This is a genomic window from Halogranum amylolyticum (assembly GCF_900110465.1).
Lineage (GTDB): Archaea > Halobacteriota > Halobacteria > Halobacteriales > Haloferacaceae > Halogranum > Halogranum amylolyticum.
Map to the genome: position 1 here is coordinate 133,398 of NZ_FODV01000002.1, position 17,883 is coordinate 151,280.

Annotated in this window: 18 protein-coding genes and 1 tRNA gene; 8 read left to right on the forward strand and 11 right to left on the reverse strand. The window is 65.8% G+C overall.

Annotation, left to right across the window (positions count from 1 at the left end; translation table 11 throughout):
* From BSG17_RS03845 to BSG17_RS03865, 5 genes are all read right to left on the reverse strand, one after another.
* On the reverse strand, nt 1–1,041 hold the full coding sequence (locus BSG17_RS03845) for a presenilin family intramembrane aspartyl protease PSH (protein WP_089821215.1): 1,041 nt from the start codon (nt 1,039–1,041) through the stop codon (nt 1–3).
* Between the two features lie 86 nt (nt 1,042–1,127).
* Nucleotides 1,128–1,814, reverse strand: a complete 687-nt coding sequence (locus BSG17_RS03850) for a helix-turn-helix domain-containing protein (RefSeq protein ID WP_089821217.1) — start codon at nt 1,812–1,814, stop codon at nt 1,128–1,130.
* A gap of 178 nt (nt 1,815–1,992) precedes the next feature.
* The gene (locus tag BSG17_RS03855) at nt 1,993–2,220 is read right to left on the reverse strand and encodes an H/ACA ribonucleoprotein complex subunit GAR1 (protein WP_089821220.1); all 228 of its coding nucleotides are present in this window, start codon (nt 2,218–2,220) and stop codon (nt 1,993–1,995) included.
* Entirely contained in the window at nt 2,220–2,498 is a 279-nt protein-coding gene (gene srp19 / locus BSG17_RS03860; protein WP_089821979.1) for a signal recognition particle subunit SRP19, read from the reverse strand. The genes BSG17_RS03855 and srp19 overlap by 1 nt, the downstream gene beginning before the upstream one ends.
* Before the next feature lie 199 nt (nt 2,499–2,697).
* Complete coding sequence (locus BSG17_RS03865; RefSeq protein ID WP_089821222.1) at nt 2,698–3,867, reverse strand: PGF-CTERM-anchored ABC transporter substrate-binding protein; 1,170 nt, start codon at nt 3,865–3,867, stop codon at nt 2,698–2,700.
* Nucleotides 3,868–3,926: 59 nt separating this feature from the next.
* Between BSG17_RS03865 and btuC the strand changes: the two genes are divergently transcribed.
* From btuC to BSG17_RS03895, 6 genes are all read left to right on the forward strand, one after another.
* Complete coding sequence (gene btuC, locus BSG17_RS03870; protein ID WP_089821224.1) at nt 3,927–5,033, forward strand: vitamin B12 ABC transporter permease BtuC; 1,107 nt, start codon at nt 3,927–3,929, stop codon at nt 5,031–5,033.
* Entirely contained in the window at nt 5,030–6,325 is a 1,296-nt protein-coding gene (locus BSG17_RS03875) for a heme ABC transporter ATP-binding protein (RefSeq protein WP_089821225.1), read from the forward strand. The genes btuC and BSG17_RS03875 overlap by 4 nt, the downstream gene beginning before the upstream one ends.
* Before the next feature lie 203 nt (nt 6,326–6,528).
* The gene (locus BSG17_RS03880; protein ID WP_170864701.1) at nt 6,529–7,743 is read left to right on the forward strand and encodes an FtsZ/tubulin family protein; all 1,215 of its coding nucleotides are present in this window, start codon (nt 6,529–6,531) and stop codon (nt 7,741–7,743) included.
* Nucleotides 7,744–7,878: 135 nt separating this feature from the next.
* Nucleotides 7,879–8,412: a DUF7344 domain-containing protein gene (locus BSG17_RS03885; RefSeq protein ID WP_089821230.1), complete on the forward strand. Its 534-nt coding sequence runs from the start codon at nt 7,879–7,881 to the stop codon at nt 8,410–8,412.
* 48 nt (nt 8,413–8,460) lie between these two features.
* Nucleotides 8,461–9,447: a class I SAM-dependent methyltransferase gene (locus BSG17_RS03890; RefSeq protein WP_089821232.1), complete on the forward strand. Its 987-nt coding sequence runs from the start codon at nt 8,461–8,463 to the stop codon at nt 9,445–9,447.
* Between the two features lie 96 nt (nt 9,448–9,543).
* A tRNA-Thr gene (locus tag BSG17_RS03895) sits at nt 9,544–9,616 on the forward strand.
* Nucleotides 9,617–9,965: 349 nt separating this feature from the next.
* Here the strand turns inward: BSG17_RS03895 and BSG17_RS03900 are convergent.
* The 3 genes from BSG17_RS03900 to BSG17_RS03910 form a co-directional block, all read right to left on the reverse strand.
* Nucleotides 9,966–10,649 carry a helix-turn-helix domain-containing protein gene (locus tag BSG17_RS03900; RefSeq protein WP_089821234.1) on the reverse strand — a complete coding sequence of 228 codons (684 nt, stop codon included), beginning with the start codon at nt 10,647–10,649 and terminating at the stop codon, nt 9,966–9,968.
* A gap of 147 nt (nt 10,650–10,796) precedes the next feature.
* Nucleotides 10,797–11,159, reverse strand: a complete 363-nt coding sequence (gene crcB, locus BSG17_RS03905; protein WP_089821235.1) for a fluoride efflux transporter CrcB — start codon at nt 11,157–11,159, stop codon at nt 10,797–10,799.
* On the reverse strand, nt 11,159–11,551 hold the full coding sequence (locus BSG17_RS03910; RefSeq protein ID WP_089821237.1) for a fluoride efflux transporter FluC: 393 nt from the start codon (nt 11,549–11,551) through the stop codon (nt 11,159–11,161). Before BSG17_RS03910 ends, crcB begins: the two co-directional genes overlap by 1 nt.
* 381 nt (nt 11,552–11,932) lie before the next feature.
* On the opposite strand from BSG17_RS03910, the gene BSG17_RS03920 reads away from it, so the two are divergent.
* A complete protein-coding gene (locus BSG17_RS03920) occupies nt 11,933–12,154 on the forward strand; it encodes a hypothetical protein (protein ID WP_089821241.1) in 222 nt (73 codons plus the stop codon).
* A gap of 335 nt (nt 12,155–12,489) precedes the next feature.
* On the opposite strand, the gene BSG17_RS03925 is transcribed toward BSG17_RS03920, so the two are convergent.
* On the reverse strand, nt 12,490–12,783 hold the full coding sequence (locus BSG17_RS03925) for a hypothetical protein (protein ID WP_089821243.1): 294 nt from the start codon (nt 12,781–12,783) through the stop codon (nt 12,490–12,492).
* Between the two features lie 167 nt (nt 12,784–12,950).
* Here BSG17_RS03925 and dph5 point away from each other — a divergent pair, with 167 nt between their 5' ends.
* A complete protein-coding gene (gene dph5 / locus BSG17_RS03930; RefSeq protein WP_089821245.1) occupies nt 12,951–13,724 on the forward strand; it encodes a diphthine synthase in 774 nt (257 codons plus the stop codon).
* A 165-nt stretch (nt 13,725–13,889) separates the two neighbouring features.
* Here the strand turns inward: dph5 and artA are convergent, their stop codons facing one another.
* Both artA and BSG17_RS03940 read right to left on the reverse strand, forming a co-directional pair.
* Nucleotides 13,890–14,852 (reverse strand): archaeosortase A, encoded by a 963-nt coding sequence (gene artA, locus BSG17_RS03935; protein ID WP_089821247.1) that lies wholly within the window; start codon nt 14,850–14,852, stop codon nt 13,890–13,892.
* Between the two features lie 168 nt (nt 14,853–15,020).
* On the reverse strand, nt 15,021–17,105 hold the full coding sequence (locus BSG17_RS03940; protein ID WP_089821249.1) for a BGTF surface domain-containing protein: 2,085 nt from the start codon (nt 17,103–17,105) through the stop codon (nt 15,021–15,023).
* Nucleotides 17,106–17,883 lie beyond the last annotated feature (778 nt).

The window sequence follows — 17,883 nt, forward strand, 5'->3', positions numbered from 1 at the left end:
TCAGAGGTACGGGCCGAGTCCGAGCGCCTCTATCAGCGAGACGCCCGAGAGCACCGCTCCGAGCAGGTAGCCGCCGATGGCTCCGCCGTTCAACAGCGGTAGTCCGGCGTGGGCACGACCTTTCATCACCAGCCACAGCAGAACGCCGAGACCGAGGAACGTTCCCACCATCGCGAGCAGCGCGGCGAGGTTCAGCGCCGGGAGAACCGCGAGGCCGAGGTTGCCGGCGTCGAGGAAGAACGCCGCGCTGGCGACCATCACGGTCGGCATCACCGCGTCGCCGAGGCCGATGAAGAAGGCGTCGCGGTCGACGGCGTCGGGCGAGACCGCCTCGCCGCGGGACTCGTCGGTCGCCGTCTCCGTACTCGACGTCTCGACTGCCTCGTCTTTCGACTCCGTCGACGCGTCCTTCCCGCTGCCGTCGGTGGCGGTGTCGCTGTCGGAGCCGGTCGTCTCGGCCACACGGTCGTCGAGAAGCGAGTACGACAGCGTCAGCGGGATAACGAGCACGACCGGGATGTTGAGGTCCATCACGCCCTCCGCGAGATCGAGCATGTGTTCGGTGCCGTAGACGCTGATGGCGTCGTAGACGGCCAAGAGTGCGAGGAGGACAACCGCAGGCAGGAGCCCGAAGCTGATACCGAACAGCCCTGCCGCGCCCGCGCCCATCAGCACGCCCGCCGTGTCGATGACGTACCACTCGGGGTAGACGAGCAGCGCCAGCGACACGAGCGCCGCGAGGCCGACGGCGACGATCGGCGGGGCGACGACGCTGAAGACGTACCACGCGAGCATCCCGCTCGTCAGGACGATGATGCCGCGGACGACCTGATCGAGGTTGTACTTGAACGCCGCCAGCATCAGCGCCGTCATCACGAGAATGGCACCGATGTAGAGCAGGCTGTTCGTCGGGTCGGAGGGGTCCTCGATGGTCTGGTAGCCGGCGGCGTCGAACGTCGGGACGAGCGCCAGCGCGCCCAGTTGGACGAGGAGGAAGATGAGCGCCGCGAGCGCGGCACCCCAGTACGCGCGGGAGTTCATGCTCGCCTCTCGGCGGTGGTGATGCTTTGCAGTTGTGGATGTCGCGTCGTGAGTCTCACAGCTTGGCCCACCGATCGCGTCGGCGACTACTCGTCGTTCGGGCGCTTCCCGCTGTCGGTCAGCCCATCGTCCCGCACCAGCCCCGTCCCCTCGATGACCGTCGCTAACCCGCGCCGCAGCCGTTCGGAGACCGACTGCGAGCTGATGCCGAGCTTCTCGGCGACGTCGGTACAGGTGGTCTGTCGGGGAACCTGGAAGTAGCCGTCGCGGAAACAGTGGCGGATTGCCTCCAGTTGGGCCTCGGTGAGCCCGTACGGCGTCCCCGTCTCCGTCGGTTCGGCGTTGTAGATCTTCTCGACCCGGAACGACCGGTGGCGCTCGTGCGACCACTCCCGGATCCGTCTGAGCGAGTCTCGGTCGGGAAACCAGATGCGGTACCAGACGCCGTCGTCGCTGACGATCGCATCCGAGAGCGTGGCATCCTCGTCGGTGATGACCGACGTGATGCTCTGGTCGATCCCCTGCGTCGTGTAGCTGACGCGGAACAGTCGTCCGTCGTCCGCGCCGTCGAGTCGCCGGACCGTCGCGATCGTCGGGTCGACGCCGAGTCCGTCCTCGAAGCTGTCGAGCGCCGGCCCCTCGGCTCGGAAGATGAGCTTCATCGCGCCGTCGGGCGGCATCCGGTCGTCGATGACCGTCACGGTCGTCGACGGGGCTTCTTCGAGCGCCCGGCGGAAGATGGGCGTCTCGGACGTAAACTCGACGATTGGCATCGGTATACGTACTCACTCTAGCGGGGCTAAAAAGACCTGATGGCTCCCGAGGAAGACAGTTCCGTCGACGACAACGTGACGCAGAGACGACGGTGATGGACCGAGAGAGATGTCGTCCGTAGCGCGCTCGTCTACAGATGAGCAAGGCGAGTGCCTCGGGGCTCGACCCCGAGGCGGTTCACCGGGTGTACAGTTTCTGGCCGACGAGTTCGGCCAGTCGGACGCCGCGGTCGGTCGCGACGGCGACGTAGGGGCGGTCGACCGGGCCGAAGACGTCGACGACGCGGCCGACCCGGGAGAGTGATTCGTCGACGACGGCCGTCCCGATGTCGGGGTGATCCTCGTCCTCGCAGTGGACGATCGCGAGGTTCTGTGCCGTCCGTGAGACGCTGCCGACGCGCTGCATCAGTCCCGGAGGATGCCGACGTAGGCGGCGACGGCGGCCACGAGGTCGTTCTTACTCGAGTCCTCGGCACCCTGGACCAGCACCCGGCCGCGCTGTTCGAACTCGCGGGAGTACGACTTGTCCCGTTCGACGACGGCGTCGTACCCCACCTGCTGGACGGCCTTCGCGATCTCCTCGACGGTCGGCTCTTCGACGGCGTCTTTCAGCGGGACCCGTCGCCCCTCCGACCGCGTCTTCCCGGCGTCGATGTACGCGGGGTAGATGACGTTCTCGACCATACCGGAAGGCCGCAGTCCGGCCGTAATACGGTTGTGGTCCTCGGGTGTCGTCCACTCGGACGACGCCATCACCGACGCGGAGTGTTCCGAGAACCCGCCCTCGAAAGCTCGCCCTCCAATCTCACCCGTGGTGGGTTGGTCGAGTCGCAACCACGGTGGAACGGAGAGCTATCGTCGCAGAAAGCGAGGAAAGTCGTCGCTACCGGCGGCGACGGGCGAGCAGCGTCGTCGCGGCGAGGGCGACGAGCGCTGCGACGACATCGAAGCCGGGACTGTCGGCGCTGGTCTCGGTGGTCTGCGTCGCGTCGGCCGTCTCGCCACCGTCGGCGGCGACCGTCTCGTTCTCTGCCGTCCCGTCGCTCGCCGTGGCGCTGTCGTTCGACTGCGCCGACACCTCGGACTTCGTCACGAACTGCTCCTCGCCGTAGGCGTCGGGGTGGAAGCCGGCGGTCATGTTGCTGACCGTGTAGGCGACGCTCCGGGGAGCGGGCTGGTTGAGGTAGTTCACTTCGAGCGTCACCGTGCTGTCGTTCTCGGCTGCGGGCGTGCTGGCGTAGGGTTCGGAGTCGAGGATCGCGGCGCCCTCGGGCGACGTGATCAGGACGACCTCCGGCGCGAGTTCGATCACCTTCTCGTCGCTCAGCTGCGGGTAGCCGCTCAGCCCCTCCTCGGCGACGACGTTGGTGCCGCCGGAGGCCGTGATCATCGCGTCGATGAACGTCTCCTCGCCGGCGACGTAGCCGCCGCCGAGCGGGTAGATGACTCGCGGGTTGTCCGCACTCTCGGTGGCCGACTGAGCGGCCTCGACGTTCTGGTTCATCCACGCGTTCGCCGTCGCCGCCCCCTCACAGTTGCCGGTGAGCTGGCCGATGACCGTCGTCTTCGCCTCGATGTTCTCGATGGACGTCGCCGCCTCGAAACGGTAGACGGTCAACCCGGCGTCGCGGAGTTTCGTCACCGTCTCGTTGCCGATAGTGTTCGGCGCGAGCACGAGATCCGGCTCCGTGCCGACGACCTTCTCGACGTCGACGCCGAACCCGGCCGCAGAGACGTTCGTCCGCGAGTCCGCACCGTCGAGATAGCTGGCGAACTGCGAGACGCCGACGACCTGCTCGCTGCCGCCGATCTCCCACATCGTCTGGGCGGCGCTCGGCGCGAGCGTCGTCACGCGCTCGGGGCGCTCCTCGACGGTCACTTCGGTCCCCGTCGCGTCGGTCGCGCTGAAGGGGAAGCTACACTGCGTCTGCGTCTGTGCCACTGCTCCCGTCCCGCTCCCGGCCGCCGCAACCGGAGTCACACCGGTACCGACGACGGTGAGCGTCACGAGAAACACGAGAACTGTCGAACGGATCGAGCGAGTGGTTCGCATCGTCCGACTGGACTCACTAACCCAATAAGTATTTGCCTAATGAAAGTGGGGTTTACTTCATGCAGACGACGACGAAGACCGCCGCCTGGTCCGCCGGACTGGTCGCCCTCCTGGTGCTCGTCGTCCTCGTCAGCGCCGGCGTCGGCCCCGTCTCGATCCCGGCGTCGACGGTCGCGAAGACGATGCTGAACGCCGTCGCCGTCCCGACGTCGGTCGGGTTCTCGCCGACCGGCGTTCCCGTCGCCGGGACGACGCTGCCGCTCCCGTCGCCGGAGGTCGGCACCGTCCACCCCTTCGGGTTCGACGTGAAAGACAGCCACACGACTATCGTGACGAAGATCCGACTCCCGCGTATCGCGCTCGGTGCCGTCGTCGGCTTCGCGCTGGCCGCCGCGGGGGTCGTGATGCAGGGGTTCTTCCGCAACCCGATGGCCGACCCCTCCATCATCGGCGTCTCCTCGGGAGCGGCCGCCGGCGCGGTGCTCTCGATCGTCGCTCCGTTCACGCTCCCGCTCGGCCTCGAACTGCAGGGCGCGGCGTTCCTCGGCGCGGTGCTCACGGCGTTCGGCGTCTACCTCATCGCCACCGAGAACGGCAAGACCCCCGTCGCGACGCTGTTGCTCGCGGGGGTCGCCGTCCAGACGCTGCTCGGCGCGGTCACCTCGTTCATGCTGCTGCACAGCGGCGAGAGCCTCCGTCAGGTGGTCTACTGGCTGATGGGCCACCTCGACAACACGTCGTGGAACGAGGTGCTCGTCGCCGCCGCCGTCACCTCGTCGCTGTTCGTCGTCCTGCTCGTCTACGCGCGGGACCTGAACGTCCTCCTCCTGGGTGAGGAGGACGCCCACAGCCTCGGCATCGAGGTCGCCCGAACGAAGAAACTGCTGCTCGCGGTGGTGAGCGTCGTCACCGCCGCGGCCGTCTCCGTCTCCGGCGTCATCGGGTTCGTCGGTCTCATCGTCCCGCACATGCTCCGTCTCGTCGTCGGTCCGGACCACCGCATCCTCCTCCCGACGTCGGCGCTGGCGGGGGCGTCGTTCCTCGTCGCCACCGACACCATCGCCCGGTCGGGGACGGCCGAACTCCCCGTCGGCATCGTCACGGCCACACTCGGTGCACCGTTCTTCCTCTATCTGCTGCGTCGACAGGAGGTTCACCGGTTATGAGCGGCGAGACTCCGGTCGACGCCCCGCTGCTCTCCGTCGACGACGTCGCCGTCTCGCTCGGCGGCGTCCGCGTCCTCGACGGCGTGAACGCGTCGGCCGACTCGGGGACCTTCGTCGGCCTCGTCGGACCGAACGGCGCGGGGAAGACGACGCTGCTCCGCACGCTGAACGCCGCACTCACTCCCGACCGGGGGACCGTCCGGATCGACGGCGCGGACGTCTCGGGCCTGTCGGCGAAGGAAGTGGGCCGACTCGTGGCGACGGTGCCGCAGGACACCAGTCTCTCGTTCGACTTCAGCGTCCGCCAGACCGTCGAGATGGGGCGGACGCCGTATCTCTCGCGGTTCGGTGGGATGCGACCCCGAGACCAGGAGACGGTCGAGCGAGCGATGGCCCGGACGACGGTCGAGCAGTTCGCCGACCGCTCCATCACCGAGATCTCCGGCGGCGAGCGCCAGCGCGTGTTGCTCGCACGGGCGCTCGCGCAGGACACGCCGCTGTTGCTGCTCGACGAACCGACGGCCAGTCTCGACATCAACCACCAGGTGCGGACGCTCGAACTCGTGCGGGACCTCGTCGACGACGGGAAGACGGTCGTCGCCGCAATCCACGATCTCAACCTCGCGGCGCACTACTGCGACGACCTCCTGTTGCTGGGCGAGGGCCGCATCCTCGCCTCGGGCGCACCCGAGTCGGTGCTGACGGAGGCGACGCTCGAACGCGCCTTCGGGGCGAACGCCGTGGTCTCCAGACACCCCGTGACGGGGTCGGTGTACGTCACCGCGCTCCCCGACCGACCGACCGGCGGCGACGCGGAGGGACGTATCCACGTCGTCGGCGGCGGGGGGAGCGCGGCGCGTTACCTCTATCTTCTCTCGGCGGCGGGCTACGAGGTCTCCGTGGGCGCACTCAACGAGGGGGACTCCGACACCGAGACGGCGCGGCAGCTCGGGCTCGACGCGGTGACGGTCGACCCGTTCGCGCCGGTCGACCCGGCGACTCGCGAGACGGTGAGAGAGCGCATCGAACGGGCGGACGTCACGCTCGTCGCCGACGTCGAAGTCGGCGAAGGTAACCTCGCGAATCTGGAGGCCGTTCGGGCGGCCGACGAGGTGGTGCTCGTCGAGACGCGACCGTTCGCCGAGCGGAACTACGCCGGCGAGACGGCCACGCGCATCTACGAGGGGATCCGCTCGCGGGCGACGGTCGCCACGCCAGACGAGGTGGTGGGTGCGGTCACCGACGCCGTCGCCCGCGTCCGTTCTCGGTCGCCGAGCGGTCCGGCCCGATAGTCGACGCGTAACTCGGGGTAGTCGTCGCCAACAGCGCCGTGTCGACCGTCTCCTCACTCGTACGCTCGGTTCGGACGTCGCTACCGGTTCCGCTTTCGGCTCTCCCCGGCACGCGCTGTAACACGCCGATAAACGAGTGGTTCGCCGGGTAGGTGGCGAGTACTCATCGCCGTCTCTCGCTTTCTCTCTATCGGGGATCCCGATTGCAACTCGCGCTCATCGGCGTCGGGCGGGTTGGCGGTGCCGTCGTCGACAGTCTCGCGGCGTACGACCGACTGTTCGACGGCGGCGTCGTCGCCGGCACCGTCGCGGTCGACACGGCACCTGCGGACCTGGCAAGCCTCCGCGCCGTCTCCCGTCCGGCTCGAGTCGTCGTCGGAGCGGCCTACCCCTGTCGCGACGGCGTCGACGGCGACAACGAGCTCGGGGCGAGCATCGTCGCCGAGGACATCGACCGGGTGCTCGCCGGCGTCGACTACCTCCCCTCTCACCACGTCGACGCCTTCCTGGTCGTCGCGGCACTCGGCGGCGGGATCGGCGGCGGTGGCGCACCGGTGCTCGCCCGCGAGCTCCGCCGGCTCTTCGAACGACCGGTGTACGGACTCGGTGTCCTCCCGGGCGTCGACGCGGACGACGCGACCGCACGACGGAGCGTCCGCTCGCTGGTCACGTTCGTCCGCGAGGTCGACAACCTCCTGCTCGTCACGGGCGACGACCAACAGGGGCAGATCGACGTGACCGAACTCGCTCGACGGGTCGTGGCGGTCTTCGGGACCGACCGGAGCGCACACGCGGTGTTCGGCGGTCGTCCGCCGGGACCGTCACGGACGCCCGACGGCACAGACGAGCGATCGGACGCGAACACGGCGCACGACGAACGCGACGGCGACGTCCCCCCCGGGTCGGACGACGGCGACGCCGTCACGCTGGAGACCGTCCTCGAGGCAGGGACGCTCTCGACGCTCGGGTACGCCGTGGCACCACCGAGACAGCCTCGCCTCGTCGATCGGATTCGGCAGCTTTTGAGGCAACCGACGGCAGGCGAGGCGAACGACGACTTCGTCCGAACCGTCCGGGCGGCCGCCACCGGCGGGACGGGAGGTGACGTCTCCCGAGCAGCGGGGGCGTGGGTCGTCGTCGCCGGACCGCGGCGGACGCTCTCGCGGTCGGAACGCGGCGTCGACCGCGGTCGCGAGTGGCTCCGCAGCGCGACCGGTGCGGACGCGGTCGGCGGTCGGACGGTGATCACGGAGGACGGCCCACTGACGGCGACGGTGGTGCTCTCGGGCGTTCGAGTCGTCCGGCAGTTGACGAGACTCTGGGAGCAGGCGGTCGCGACCGGGAGTCGCGACGGACGCGACCGGCGCTCGAGCGAGCCGCCGAACTGGCAGGACCGAACGTTCGACCCGCTTTTCTGAGTGATTATCGGCGCGCGAGCCCGAAACCGGAAGACGCCGCTCCGACGGTACACGCGGCCTAACGGGCTGGTAATCGCCACGTACCAGTCTTCAGCATCCCCATACATACTGTACCATAGACAGAATGTATGATGTATGAGCACGTCACCCGCGGTGAACGTTCACACAGAACAGAACAGCGAACTCTCTCGAGACGTGAAGTTCACCGTTCTCTCGAACGCGCGCCGTAGGGACGTCCTACGGCTCCTCCGTTCGTACGACGAACCGGTCGGTATCCGCGACCTCGCCGAACGGATCGCCGCCTGGGAGAACGACACGACGCCCGAAGCGGTCACCTACAAACAACGCAAGCGGGTGTACACGTCACTGCACCAGACGCATCTGCCGGCGCTCGAAGACGCGGGGCTCATCGAGGCCGCTCGCACGTGGGAGGGGATCACGCTCACGCCGCGAGCACGGGAACTGGACGCTTACCTCGACGGCGAGCGCTCGACGTCAGAGTGGTCGAACTACTACTTCGGCTTCGCGAGCGTCGGACTCGCGGTGACCGGCGTCGCGTGGGTCGGTCTCTACCCCTTCTCGCTCCTTCCGGGATTGGCGTACGCGACGATTCTCTCTCTCGTCTTGTTCGTCACGGCGCTCGTCCACGCCCGGACCGTCCGGCGCTGAGCGGGCGAAAACGTCACCCTTACTCGGGGTCGTGGCGTGGCTGAGTGTATGAACGTGCCCTGTGTGCGCGTTCCGCGCGAGGAGGGGGAGGCGACTCGGCGGCTGCTCGCCGACGCCGACCTCCTCGATCACGGCTACGACATCGTGGTCGACGCGGACGTGCTCTACATCCCGGTCGTCGACGCCGAGCGGGTTCCCGACGGCTACGACGTCGTCGACCACGACGCACCTGCGCGCGAGGAGCGTCGACTCCCCGCGGACGTCCTCGGTTTCGAGCCCAGTTACGAACGGCTCGGCGACATCGTCATCGTCGACGAGGACGACCCCGAGCGCGCTCGGGCTATCGCCGAGGCACTCGTCACGTCGGACATCCGCGCCGAGACGGTAGTCAACCGCGCATCGAAGATCAAAGGCGAACTCCGCGTCCGCGACTGGGACGTGCTCGTCGGCGACGACACCGAGACGGTCCACCGCGAGTACGGCTTCGAGTTCCTCCTCGACATCTCGACGGTCTACTTCTCGCCGCGTCTCGCCACCGAACGCCACCGCGTCGTCGAACAGGTCCAGGCCGAAGAGCGCGTCTTCGACATGTTCGCCGGCGTCGGCCCATTCGCTATCCCGTGTGCCGCCCGCGGCGCGGAGGTCGTCGGTGTCGATCTGAACGAGGCGGCGGTCGACTATCTGCGGGCGAACGCCGAGCGCAACGGCGTCGCGGACCGCGTGACGGCGATCCACGGCGACGTCCGCGACGTCGCCGCCGACTACATCGACTGGGCCGACCGCGTCGTGATGAACCTCCCCCATAGCGCCGACGAGTTCCTCGACACCGCCGTCGCCGTCGCCAGCGACGACTGCGTGCTCCACCTCTACGACATCCAACACGAGGACGACCCGTTCGGCCCCGGACTGGCCGCCGTCCGCGCCGCGGCCGAACCCGAGTACGACGTGGAGGTGCTCGAAGAGCGGGTCGTCCGTTCCTACGCGCCACACGAGTACAACGTCTGTCTCGACGCCCGGTTGACGCGTCGCGAGTGACATGGCGCACCGACGCACGGTGGCGTGATTCCGGAACCCTTATTGAGGTATTGCCGGTAGGTAGGAGTGCGTTGGAACGGCCGACGCGATGTACGCGCCGGTGTAGCTCAGCTGGCAGAGCGATTCCTTCGTAAGGAATAGGCCGAGGGTTCAAATCCCTCCACCGGCTCTTCTGACGCGACAATGACGAGGAGCGGCGCGGCGGTCCACGCCGCCAGCGCCGCGAGGGAGTCACCCCGAGAGATCGGAGAGCGACGGCGAGTCGGCTCCCCTCACCCCCTTTCGGTCGGACTGACACCGTGAGCGCAGCGAGTCGTTACCCGACTCCGAAGGTGGTGTTCCGAAGTCTCCCACTAGAGGAGCGCTCCGGAACGCGATCCACCCGTCGACTCGGGATAGGCAGTGAGCGTGCCTACACCCGGGCGTGGCATCCCGGCATCCACCCACGCTATCTGTGATAGCGCAGGCGTCTTGAAGGAGGACATCGGACTCAATATTCCGACTGGGTGTTATCACACCTATTTATTAGGGCCGTCGGGGCACATCTGCTCTTCGTCACTCACGACGAGCGTGTTCTCTATCAGACTCGCGTAGGATCGTCGAAACTGCTTCGAGAGGCTCTGTTGTGTCGTCTCGAGGTCGTCTGCGAGGTCCGTCATGTTGACCTCTCGGGGCACGTCGTAGTAGCCGCATTTATACGCTTCGACGAGCGTCTCTCGCTGGGTGGGCGTGAGGCCGTACTGTCCGCCACCCTTCGGTTGTGAGGGGCGATACAGGCGGTCGAGGACGAAGGGGATCTCTTCTCTCTGGCAGTAGCTGTGGAACTCCGACACCGACTCGTCGTCGTCGAACCGGATCCGGAGCGTCCACGTGTCGTCCTGACCGCTCGCTTCGAGGATCGCACCCCCCTGTTCGATGTACGCGTACGCCACTCCCTCCGCGTGTTTCGTCCACACCCCTCGGTACGACGTGCCTCGTTCGAACTCGTCCAACTGGACGACTTCGTCGAGCGTCGGATCGTCTCGAAGTAGCGCATCGAACCGCTCTTTGTCGCCGTGGTGCACCCAGAAGAACGGGACGAGTCTGTCGTGTGAGTGCGCCACGACGCGCTGGAGCTCGACGACCATCTCGGGAACCTCTGTCAGCGTCTGGCCGAGCAGGAACGAGTCCGAGGGGACCGTGAACTCACCGATGACGCTCATGGGTCCCGTTTGGTCATCGTACGCAAAGTGTCTTGTTTCAGTAACGGACAACGTTCCGGGCGTTCACATCTTCGGACCCGGTCGGACCAACCGTCGTGACTTCGAGTCGACGAGAGCGACAGTGAGATCGAATCCGACTGACCCGCGTCAGCCGAGGAGTCGGACGAGCCCCCACGCGAGGCCGAGTGCGACGCCCGCACCGAGGAGGTTGGCTCCGGCGTTCACCACCGCCCGCGCCGGCTCGCCCGTCTCCCAGAGCCGGACCGTCTCGACCGAGAACGACGAGAACGTGGTGAACGAGCCACAGACGCCCGTTCCGAAGAACAAGAGAAGCGTCTCGTCGACGCCGAGGAACGTGACGACCCCGAGGAGGAAACTACCGAGGACGTTCACGGCGAACGTCCCCGCGGGGTACGCCTCAACGTCGACCAGTCGGCTCACGTAGTGTCTGAGCAGCGCGCCGAGCGCGCCGCCCGTGCCGACGACGTGCGCGGGGTCGAGTTGGATCACTACGACCACCTCCGGTCGAGCGCCCGAGCGAGCGACCGCCCCAGCAGCACGCCTGCGAACCCGAGCGCGTAGTTCGCGACGACGTTCGCGACCAGCCACGGCGGCGACGACTGGGCCGACTGCAGCGCGAACGTGCTGTAGGTGGTGAACGACGAGAGGAAGCCGGTGGCGACGACGGCGCGCGTCTCGTCGGCGAGGACGCCCGAGTAGAGCGTCGCGTAGAAGATACAGCCGAGCGCAAAGCTCCCGAGTGCGTTCACCGCCACCGTCGCGTACAGTCCGGGGAGGAGGAGATCGACGAAGTACCGGAGGTTCGACCCGGCGAACCCGCCAATCGCGATCAGGGCGAGCGACTCTACTCGAACGAACGGATGTGTTCTCGTCTCAGACATGGTCTGCGTCCAGCAGGAGTCGTCGGCCGCCGAGTCGGCAGTCGAGTGGATAGACTCCGTTGTCCGGTCGGTCGAGAGGACAACAGCGGCCGGTAAAATCCCTCTGGAGTGCGCCGTCGACGCGGATTCGTTCGCCCGTGGTGTTCTTATACCCACGTTACCACTACACACGCGATGAAATCCTGTTCGGAGTGCGGAACCGAGGTTCGACGCACGGAACCTGCCGAGTCGGAGTTCGGACTACCCGCGTTCGACGGCCGGAAGTATCCCGACGACTGTCCGAAGTGCGGCTCTCGGTTCGCCTGACGGAACCCGTTGCCGCGAGACGGAGGGATTCAGAAGCGTTTTACACGTCAGTCGCCTCCGCCCAGCGCACGAAGTATGAAACAGTGTTCACGGTCGGGGTGTGCGTGGCAGACGTTTGCCCCGTCGCCACGACTCGCCAGAGAGCAGTATCTTTCTCATCTCGTCGAGGCCCACACGCGCGAGGTCGACGCCGACGTCCCGGAGGGGATGGTGCAGGTCCACGTCGGCGACGAGTGGGTGACTGTCTCGCCCGACGAGGCGACCGATCTCCATCGGTATCGGAGCAGTCACCGATAATACCACAGTCGATCCCAGCGTCAGTATCGTCGGCGTCGCTGTTGCTGTCGCCGTCGTCGTTGGCCGTCGCTCGTCGGTCGTTCGGGGGTCGGCGGTCGCGCGACGCAATCAGTTGGCACCCCGATGCGTCGCGGGACCGCGCTTCCGGCAGGGTGGAATGGGGATGACAGACAGCCCGTCGGAAGCGTCTCCAACAACACCTCCTTAGTTGAATACCGTTTGTCCCGTGTCAGATATTGCGTGCCACGGGTCGTTTTATTTGGCTGCTCGTCTTCGTTCTGCTAGTCTCGAACGAGCATCGGCCGTCGCCGGTCCCGGTCGGCTCCGCTCGTCGACTACACTCGCTGGATCGCCTGTTCGATGCGGTCGACGCGTCCGGCCAGTCGTTCGACGTCCTGTCGGTTCCGAACGAGCGTCTGTGCGGGGTGCATCACCTTGTGTCGGAGGTCGACGAGACCGCGGAGCTGCTGTTGGAACTGGTTGCTGGAGTCGAACGACGACTGGGCGACGAGGCGATCGGAGTTCCGGTACGCCTGCTTCATCTCGTTGAGATACATCCGGTCGACGACGTGGATCTCGAGGCCGTCGTCGCGGGCGGACTCCCAGTAGTCGACCGTGTCGTCGCTCACCACGTTGAGAAAGTCGTCGGCTCGTGGACCTGACGAATGTGCCGGGCGAGCCGACTGTCCAGTTCGGCGACGAGCGTGTAGAGCATGTTCTTGACCTCCCGGCGGTTCAGATCGGCGAGCGTCTCTCGAACGCGCTTCTTATACAGTCGCCCCGACGACTCCCGGGTATGCTCACGTTCATCGGACTCGGGCTCTACGACGAACGCTCGATCACCGTCGAAGGCCGCGACGCACTCCGGGCGGCGGACCGCGCCTTCGCGGAGTTCTACACCAGCAAACTCATCGGGACGACCGTCGAGGAGCTCTCCGAGCACCACGGCGTCGACATCGAGGTCCGCGACCGCGCCGGCACCGAACAGGACCCGACGCCCATCCTCGACGCCGCCGAGGAGGAGGACGTCGTCTTTCTCACCGCCGGCGACACGATGATCTCGACGACGCACGTCGACCTGCGACTCCGAGCGGTCGAACGCGGCATCGAGACGCGCGTCGTCCACGGCGTCACCGCCCAGTCGGCAGCCTCCGGACTGACGGGACTGCAGAACTACCGCTTCGGGAAGGCGGTCACGCTCCCGTTCCCCTACGCCCACGGCGGTGACGACGTTCCGCAGAGCGTCATCGACAGCGTCGAGGCGAACCTCGAACGCGGCCTCCACACGCTGGTCTATCTCGACATCAAGGCTCATCGCGAGGAGTACATGACCGCCTCGACCGCGGCCGAGATGCTCGCCGACGGCTGGGAGGACCAACTCGCGGTCGTCGTCGCTCGCGCCGGGAGCCCCGACCCCTTCGTCGCCGCCGACCGACTCTCCGCGCTCGCCGACCGCGAGTTCGGCGACCCGCTCCACATGCTCGTGATTCCGGGCGACCTCCACCACGTCGAGGCGGAGGCGCTGGAGACGCTCGGCGGCTGTCCCGCCGAGCTGCTCGACCCACTATAGAACGGTTCTCGAGACGCAAAAGTGCAGAAGTACGCAGCACTGTCGAACGGGACGAGAACGGAACTGACTGCGACTGCTTCTATCGGTCGGTAGCTCGTCGACTCGTGCGCTGTCGACAGCGACGGCGACGCAGATGCCGACGCCGACACCGATGTGTTGACCAGCCTATCGCTCGAACCGTTCGACGCGCTCGCCGCCGTCGGCCCGCGGCACGCGGAGGTCGAGCGCGTCCTGGAGGTCGTACTCCTTCTTCGTCGCCATGTAGAGGACGTCCTCGATCACCGTCAGCAGTTCGGGGAGTTCGCGGACGACGACGTAGGTCAACCCGACGAGGACGAACACGGCCAGCACCTGACTGATGATGCGGTCGGAGATGAACCACGACACCATGTAGGGGTCCGAGGAGCCGAACATGAACAGCACCTCGTCGACGAAGAACTGCAGCGACTGGTTGCCGAAGGTGATGCCGATGAACGTCGTCCGGGCGAGGTTCAGCGCGTAGATGACTGGCACGGCGATGGCCAGCGCGCGGAGTTTGCGCTCCAGCGGTGCCTTCACTGCGCCGATGAGCCCCGCGAAGATGGCGATGCTGCCGAGGCCGGTACACGCCAGCACGATCTCGAAGTGGAGGCGGTGGCCCTCGGGCGTCTGAAACAGGAACGCGCTGGGGTAGCCGCTCTCGGTGCCCATCACCACCTCGGGGTGGTAGCCGAACAGCCCCATCAGGAACCCCGTCTGGTCGGCGACGGCCTGGATGAGGAACTGCCGCGGCGCAGGGATGGTGAGCCCGCCGATCACGATCGCCGGGATGGTCTCGAACGGCAGGTAGATCAACCCCATCACGGCGACGGCTCGCGAGAGCACCAAGAGCGTCTCGCGGCCGCGGTAGAGCAGCCATCCGGCGTAGACGCTGGCCGGGACGGCCACGATGGTCAGAAAGCCCTCGATGTAGCTCTTGTGCTCGAAGATGAAGTGGGGGATCAGCTGTAACCAAAAGAGGGCGAACAGCACCCACGCGCCGGCGGTCGTGACGCGTGCGACCCGCTCGTCGTACCGATCGAGCAGGACGCCCGCACCGAACAGCAGGATGACCGCCCACGCGAGGGCGTCGGAGAGAGGACCGGGCATAAGAGATGTAACGATTTGATAGAATAAATCCCTTGTCGTTGGTAGTACGACGCATGCGCAACCGTAGATCGTCGTGAGCTTCAGAAGAACCGATAGCCGTCGCTGGCCGGCGTAGCGTCGCAAAGAAAAATTACTGCAAAAGACCGGCGTGAGCCGGTGGTTCAGTCGTTAGTCGCGACGGACTGCGAGGAGCGCAGCGCCGGCGAGCGCGATCAGGGCGACAGCGACACCGAAGCCGGGCGAGGTGGTCTCGGTGGTCGTCGTGTCGTCAGTGCTCGGCGTTTCGTCGGTGCTGGGCGTCTCGTCGGTGCCAGGCGTCTCGTCGGTGCCAGGCGTCTCGTCGGTGCCAGGCGTCTCGTCGGTGCCGGGCGTCTCGTCCGTACCAGTCGTCGTCTCGTTGGTGGTCGTCTCGTCGCCACCTTCGACGATGGTCGCGTCGTACTCGTAGTCTTCCGCGTCACCGCTCAGGCCGGGGCTGGCCGAGACGGAGGCGGTGAAGTTCGTGCCTGCTTCGAGCTCGGACGTGTCGAACTGAGCCTCGAACGTACCGTCGTCAGAGACGTTGACCGTCTGACGGTTGACGAACGGGTTGTCAGCGCCGGACTCGGACTGGATGCGGACCGAGATCTCCGAGCCAGGTGCGATGGAGGTCTCGCCCGTGATGGACGCGTTCTCCTCTGCCGTCACTTCGACGACGTCGTCGTCGTTCGTGTCGAGGGAAGCGTCGCGCTCGACGACTTCGAATTCGGTGGATGCGGTCTCGTCGTCCTCAGCGAGGTCGCCCTCGTTCACGGTGAGCGTCGCGTTCCACTCGCCTTCGAGTTCTTCACTGGTCTGGAAGATGATGAACAGGTTGTTGGTCTCGTCCGAGGGGACAACCTGAATTCCCTCAGTGTTCAGGAGATCAATCTCGTCAGCTTCCTGATTCTGTCCGGGGTTGACTTCAGTCAGCGTGACTTCGACGTCATCCGTACCGGCTTCGAGTGCTCCGTAGATACCGGAGGTCTCCGTGAACTGGATGACTGCGTAGTCGGAGCTCGCGATCGAGCTGTCCTGCGTGATGACGCCGTCCTCAACTGCAGCGAGGACCTCCTCGTCATCCATGTCGCTGTCGATGTCGTCGGCGTTAGCCGCTGCGGTCCACGACTGGGCGCTACCGGTGTTGCGTTCGACAATGGAGAGCGAACCGATGTCGTCCGGGTTCTCGAGTTCACCCTCGCCGCCAGTTGCCACGTAGAAGTCGTAGCTACCGGTGTCGAGCGGACCCTCGATGCCAGACGGCTCGGACGTGACGTCGATACTGTCTTCCGTGTCGTCTGCGTCAGCGATGCTCAGACCGGCGTTGTCGTTGTTCGTGTTGTACGTGTCGACGGTGACGTTGACGACGCCGTCGTCGTTACCGTCGGTGATCTGCGCGACAGCCTCGTAGCCGTCGTCGTCCTCGTTTCCGACTTGGACGTAGGCCGACTCAGCGTTCTGGAGGTTGACCTGAATTTCACCTGCGTCACCCTGCTCAACTGCAACGCTGCTGTCCGAGAAGGAAGCAGACTCATCACCAGCGTCGGAGACGGTGATCGAGTCGGATGCAGTCGCCGTGGTGTCCGTGACGGAGAAGTTCAGTTCGTAGTCGCCATCATTGACGTCCGTGAAGTCGACGTTGTTGGTCGTACCCTTGTTGAGCGTGACCGTGATGATGTCGTCTTCCTCGTCGACGTTCGTGATTTCGTAGTTCTGGAAGATGTCCTGCAGGTCGTCCGAGTCGAGACCGTCTGCGGAGACTTCAGCCTTGAAGTCGCCTGCACGGTTCGACGAGATGACGTCGAGTTCCGTCTCGGCATCACTCGTGTCACCGTTCGTAACGGTGCTGTCGTCAAAGTCGACATCGAAGTTCTGCTCAACGAGTGTGAAGCTCGGGCCACCTTCGATCTGGTACGTTTCACCAGCTTCGAGGTCACCCGTGTCGATGACTGCGTCGCCATCGGCGTCGGCACTCACTTGCGTAGCGAGAACCGTAGTCTCTCCTTCATCGTTGGTTGCATATACGTCAATTGAATCGCCTTCGGAGTAGCCGCCGAATGCGACGACCTGACCTGCGTAGAAGGCGCTCTGGTCCTCATAGCGCACGTCAGCGTCGCCGTCGTCGACGTTAGCCGCAGCGCCGACTCCAGCGAACGCGATGGTGCCTGCGAAAACAGACGTAACCATCAGGGCTGCCAGGAGCAGGCCGCGAATCTTTTTGTTAGTGTTTGTCATGGTTTTGGTTGGTTGTCGGGTCGGCGGATGCACCTTTCTCCCACCCTAGAGACCGAGGACGCCCAGCGACGCCACGTCGGCGCGCCGGACTTGGGCTGGGGTACTCGCTACGTCCACCATGGGTAGGGGTACATTGGAAAGGTAAGTCTCTCGTTATAAATGCTTTGTGGTAAATAGAGTGTTATGCCATCCCCTCTCACGCCCATATTCGGGCGGTAGAGGCCCTCTCGCCAAATTCGATACGTAAATACTTTGTGCAAAAAGAGGTTCGCTGTCGGACCTGTGTCAGACGGTGGTACGACAGACTCTCTGATATCTCTGTCTGAAGCTACTGTTCATTTCGTTCGGGATAACGGACTGTTTTCGCATACTGACTGCGAGCGAGGGTGGATCGAGGCGGTCGGCGTGAGTACTGACTGGGCGGTTCTAGACGAAGTTCTGACAACTCCTCGAAAGCCCCCGTACTCTCGACTCGAGCGACTCGCTGTGCTCCTCGTCACTTTCATTCGCTCGTTCCTGCGGTGCTTGCGTCGTCCTTCGTCGAGAGTACGGCCCCTTTCAGTGCCACCCGGAGAGATTGGTCAGTCGGTCGGCGCGCGTGGCTTCGCGGCGTCTCGTCCGCACACCAGAACGCTTCCCGTTCTGGGAACGCAATCTGCTGGGGAGGGTGTGGCTGCTGCGGGTGGGACTGAAAGGGGCGAGTCGCTGGACGAAGGCAACCGACGTAAGCACGCGCAGCGAGGTTCCCGAGTCCAGCGACTCGGGGCTTTCGCGGTGT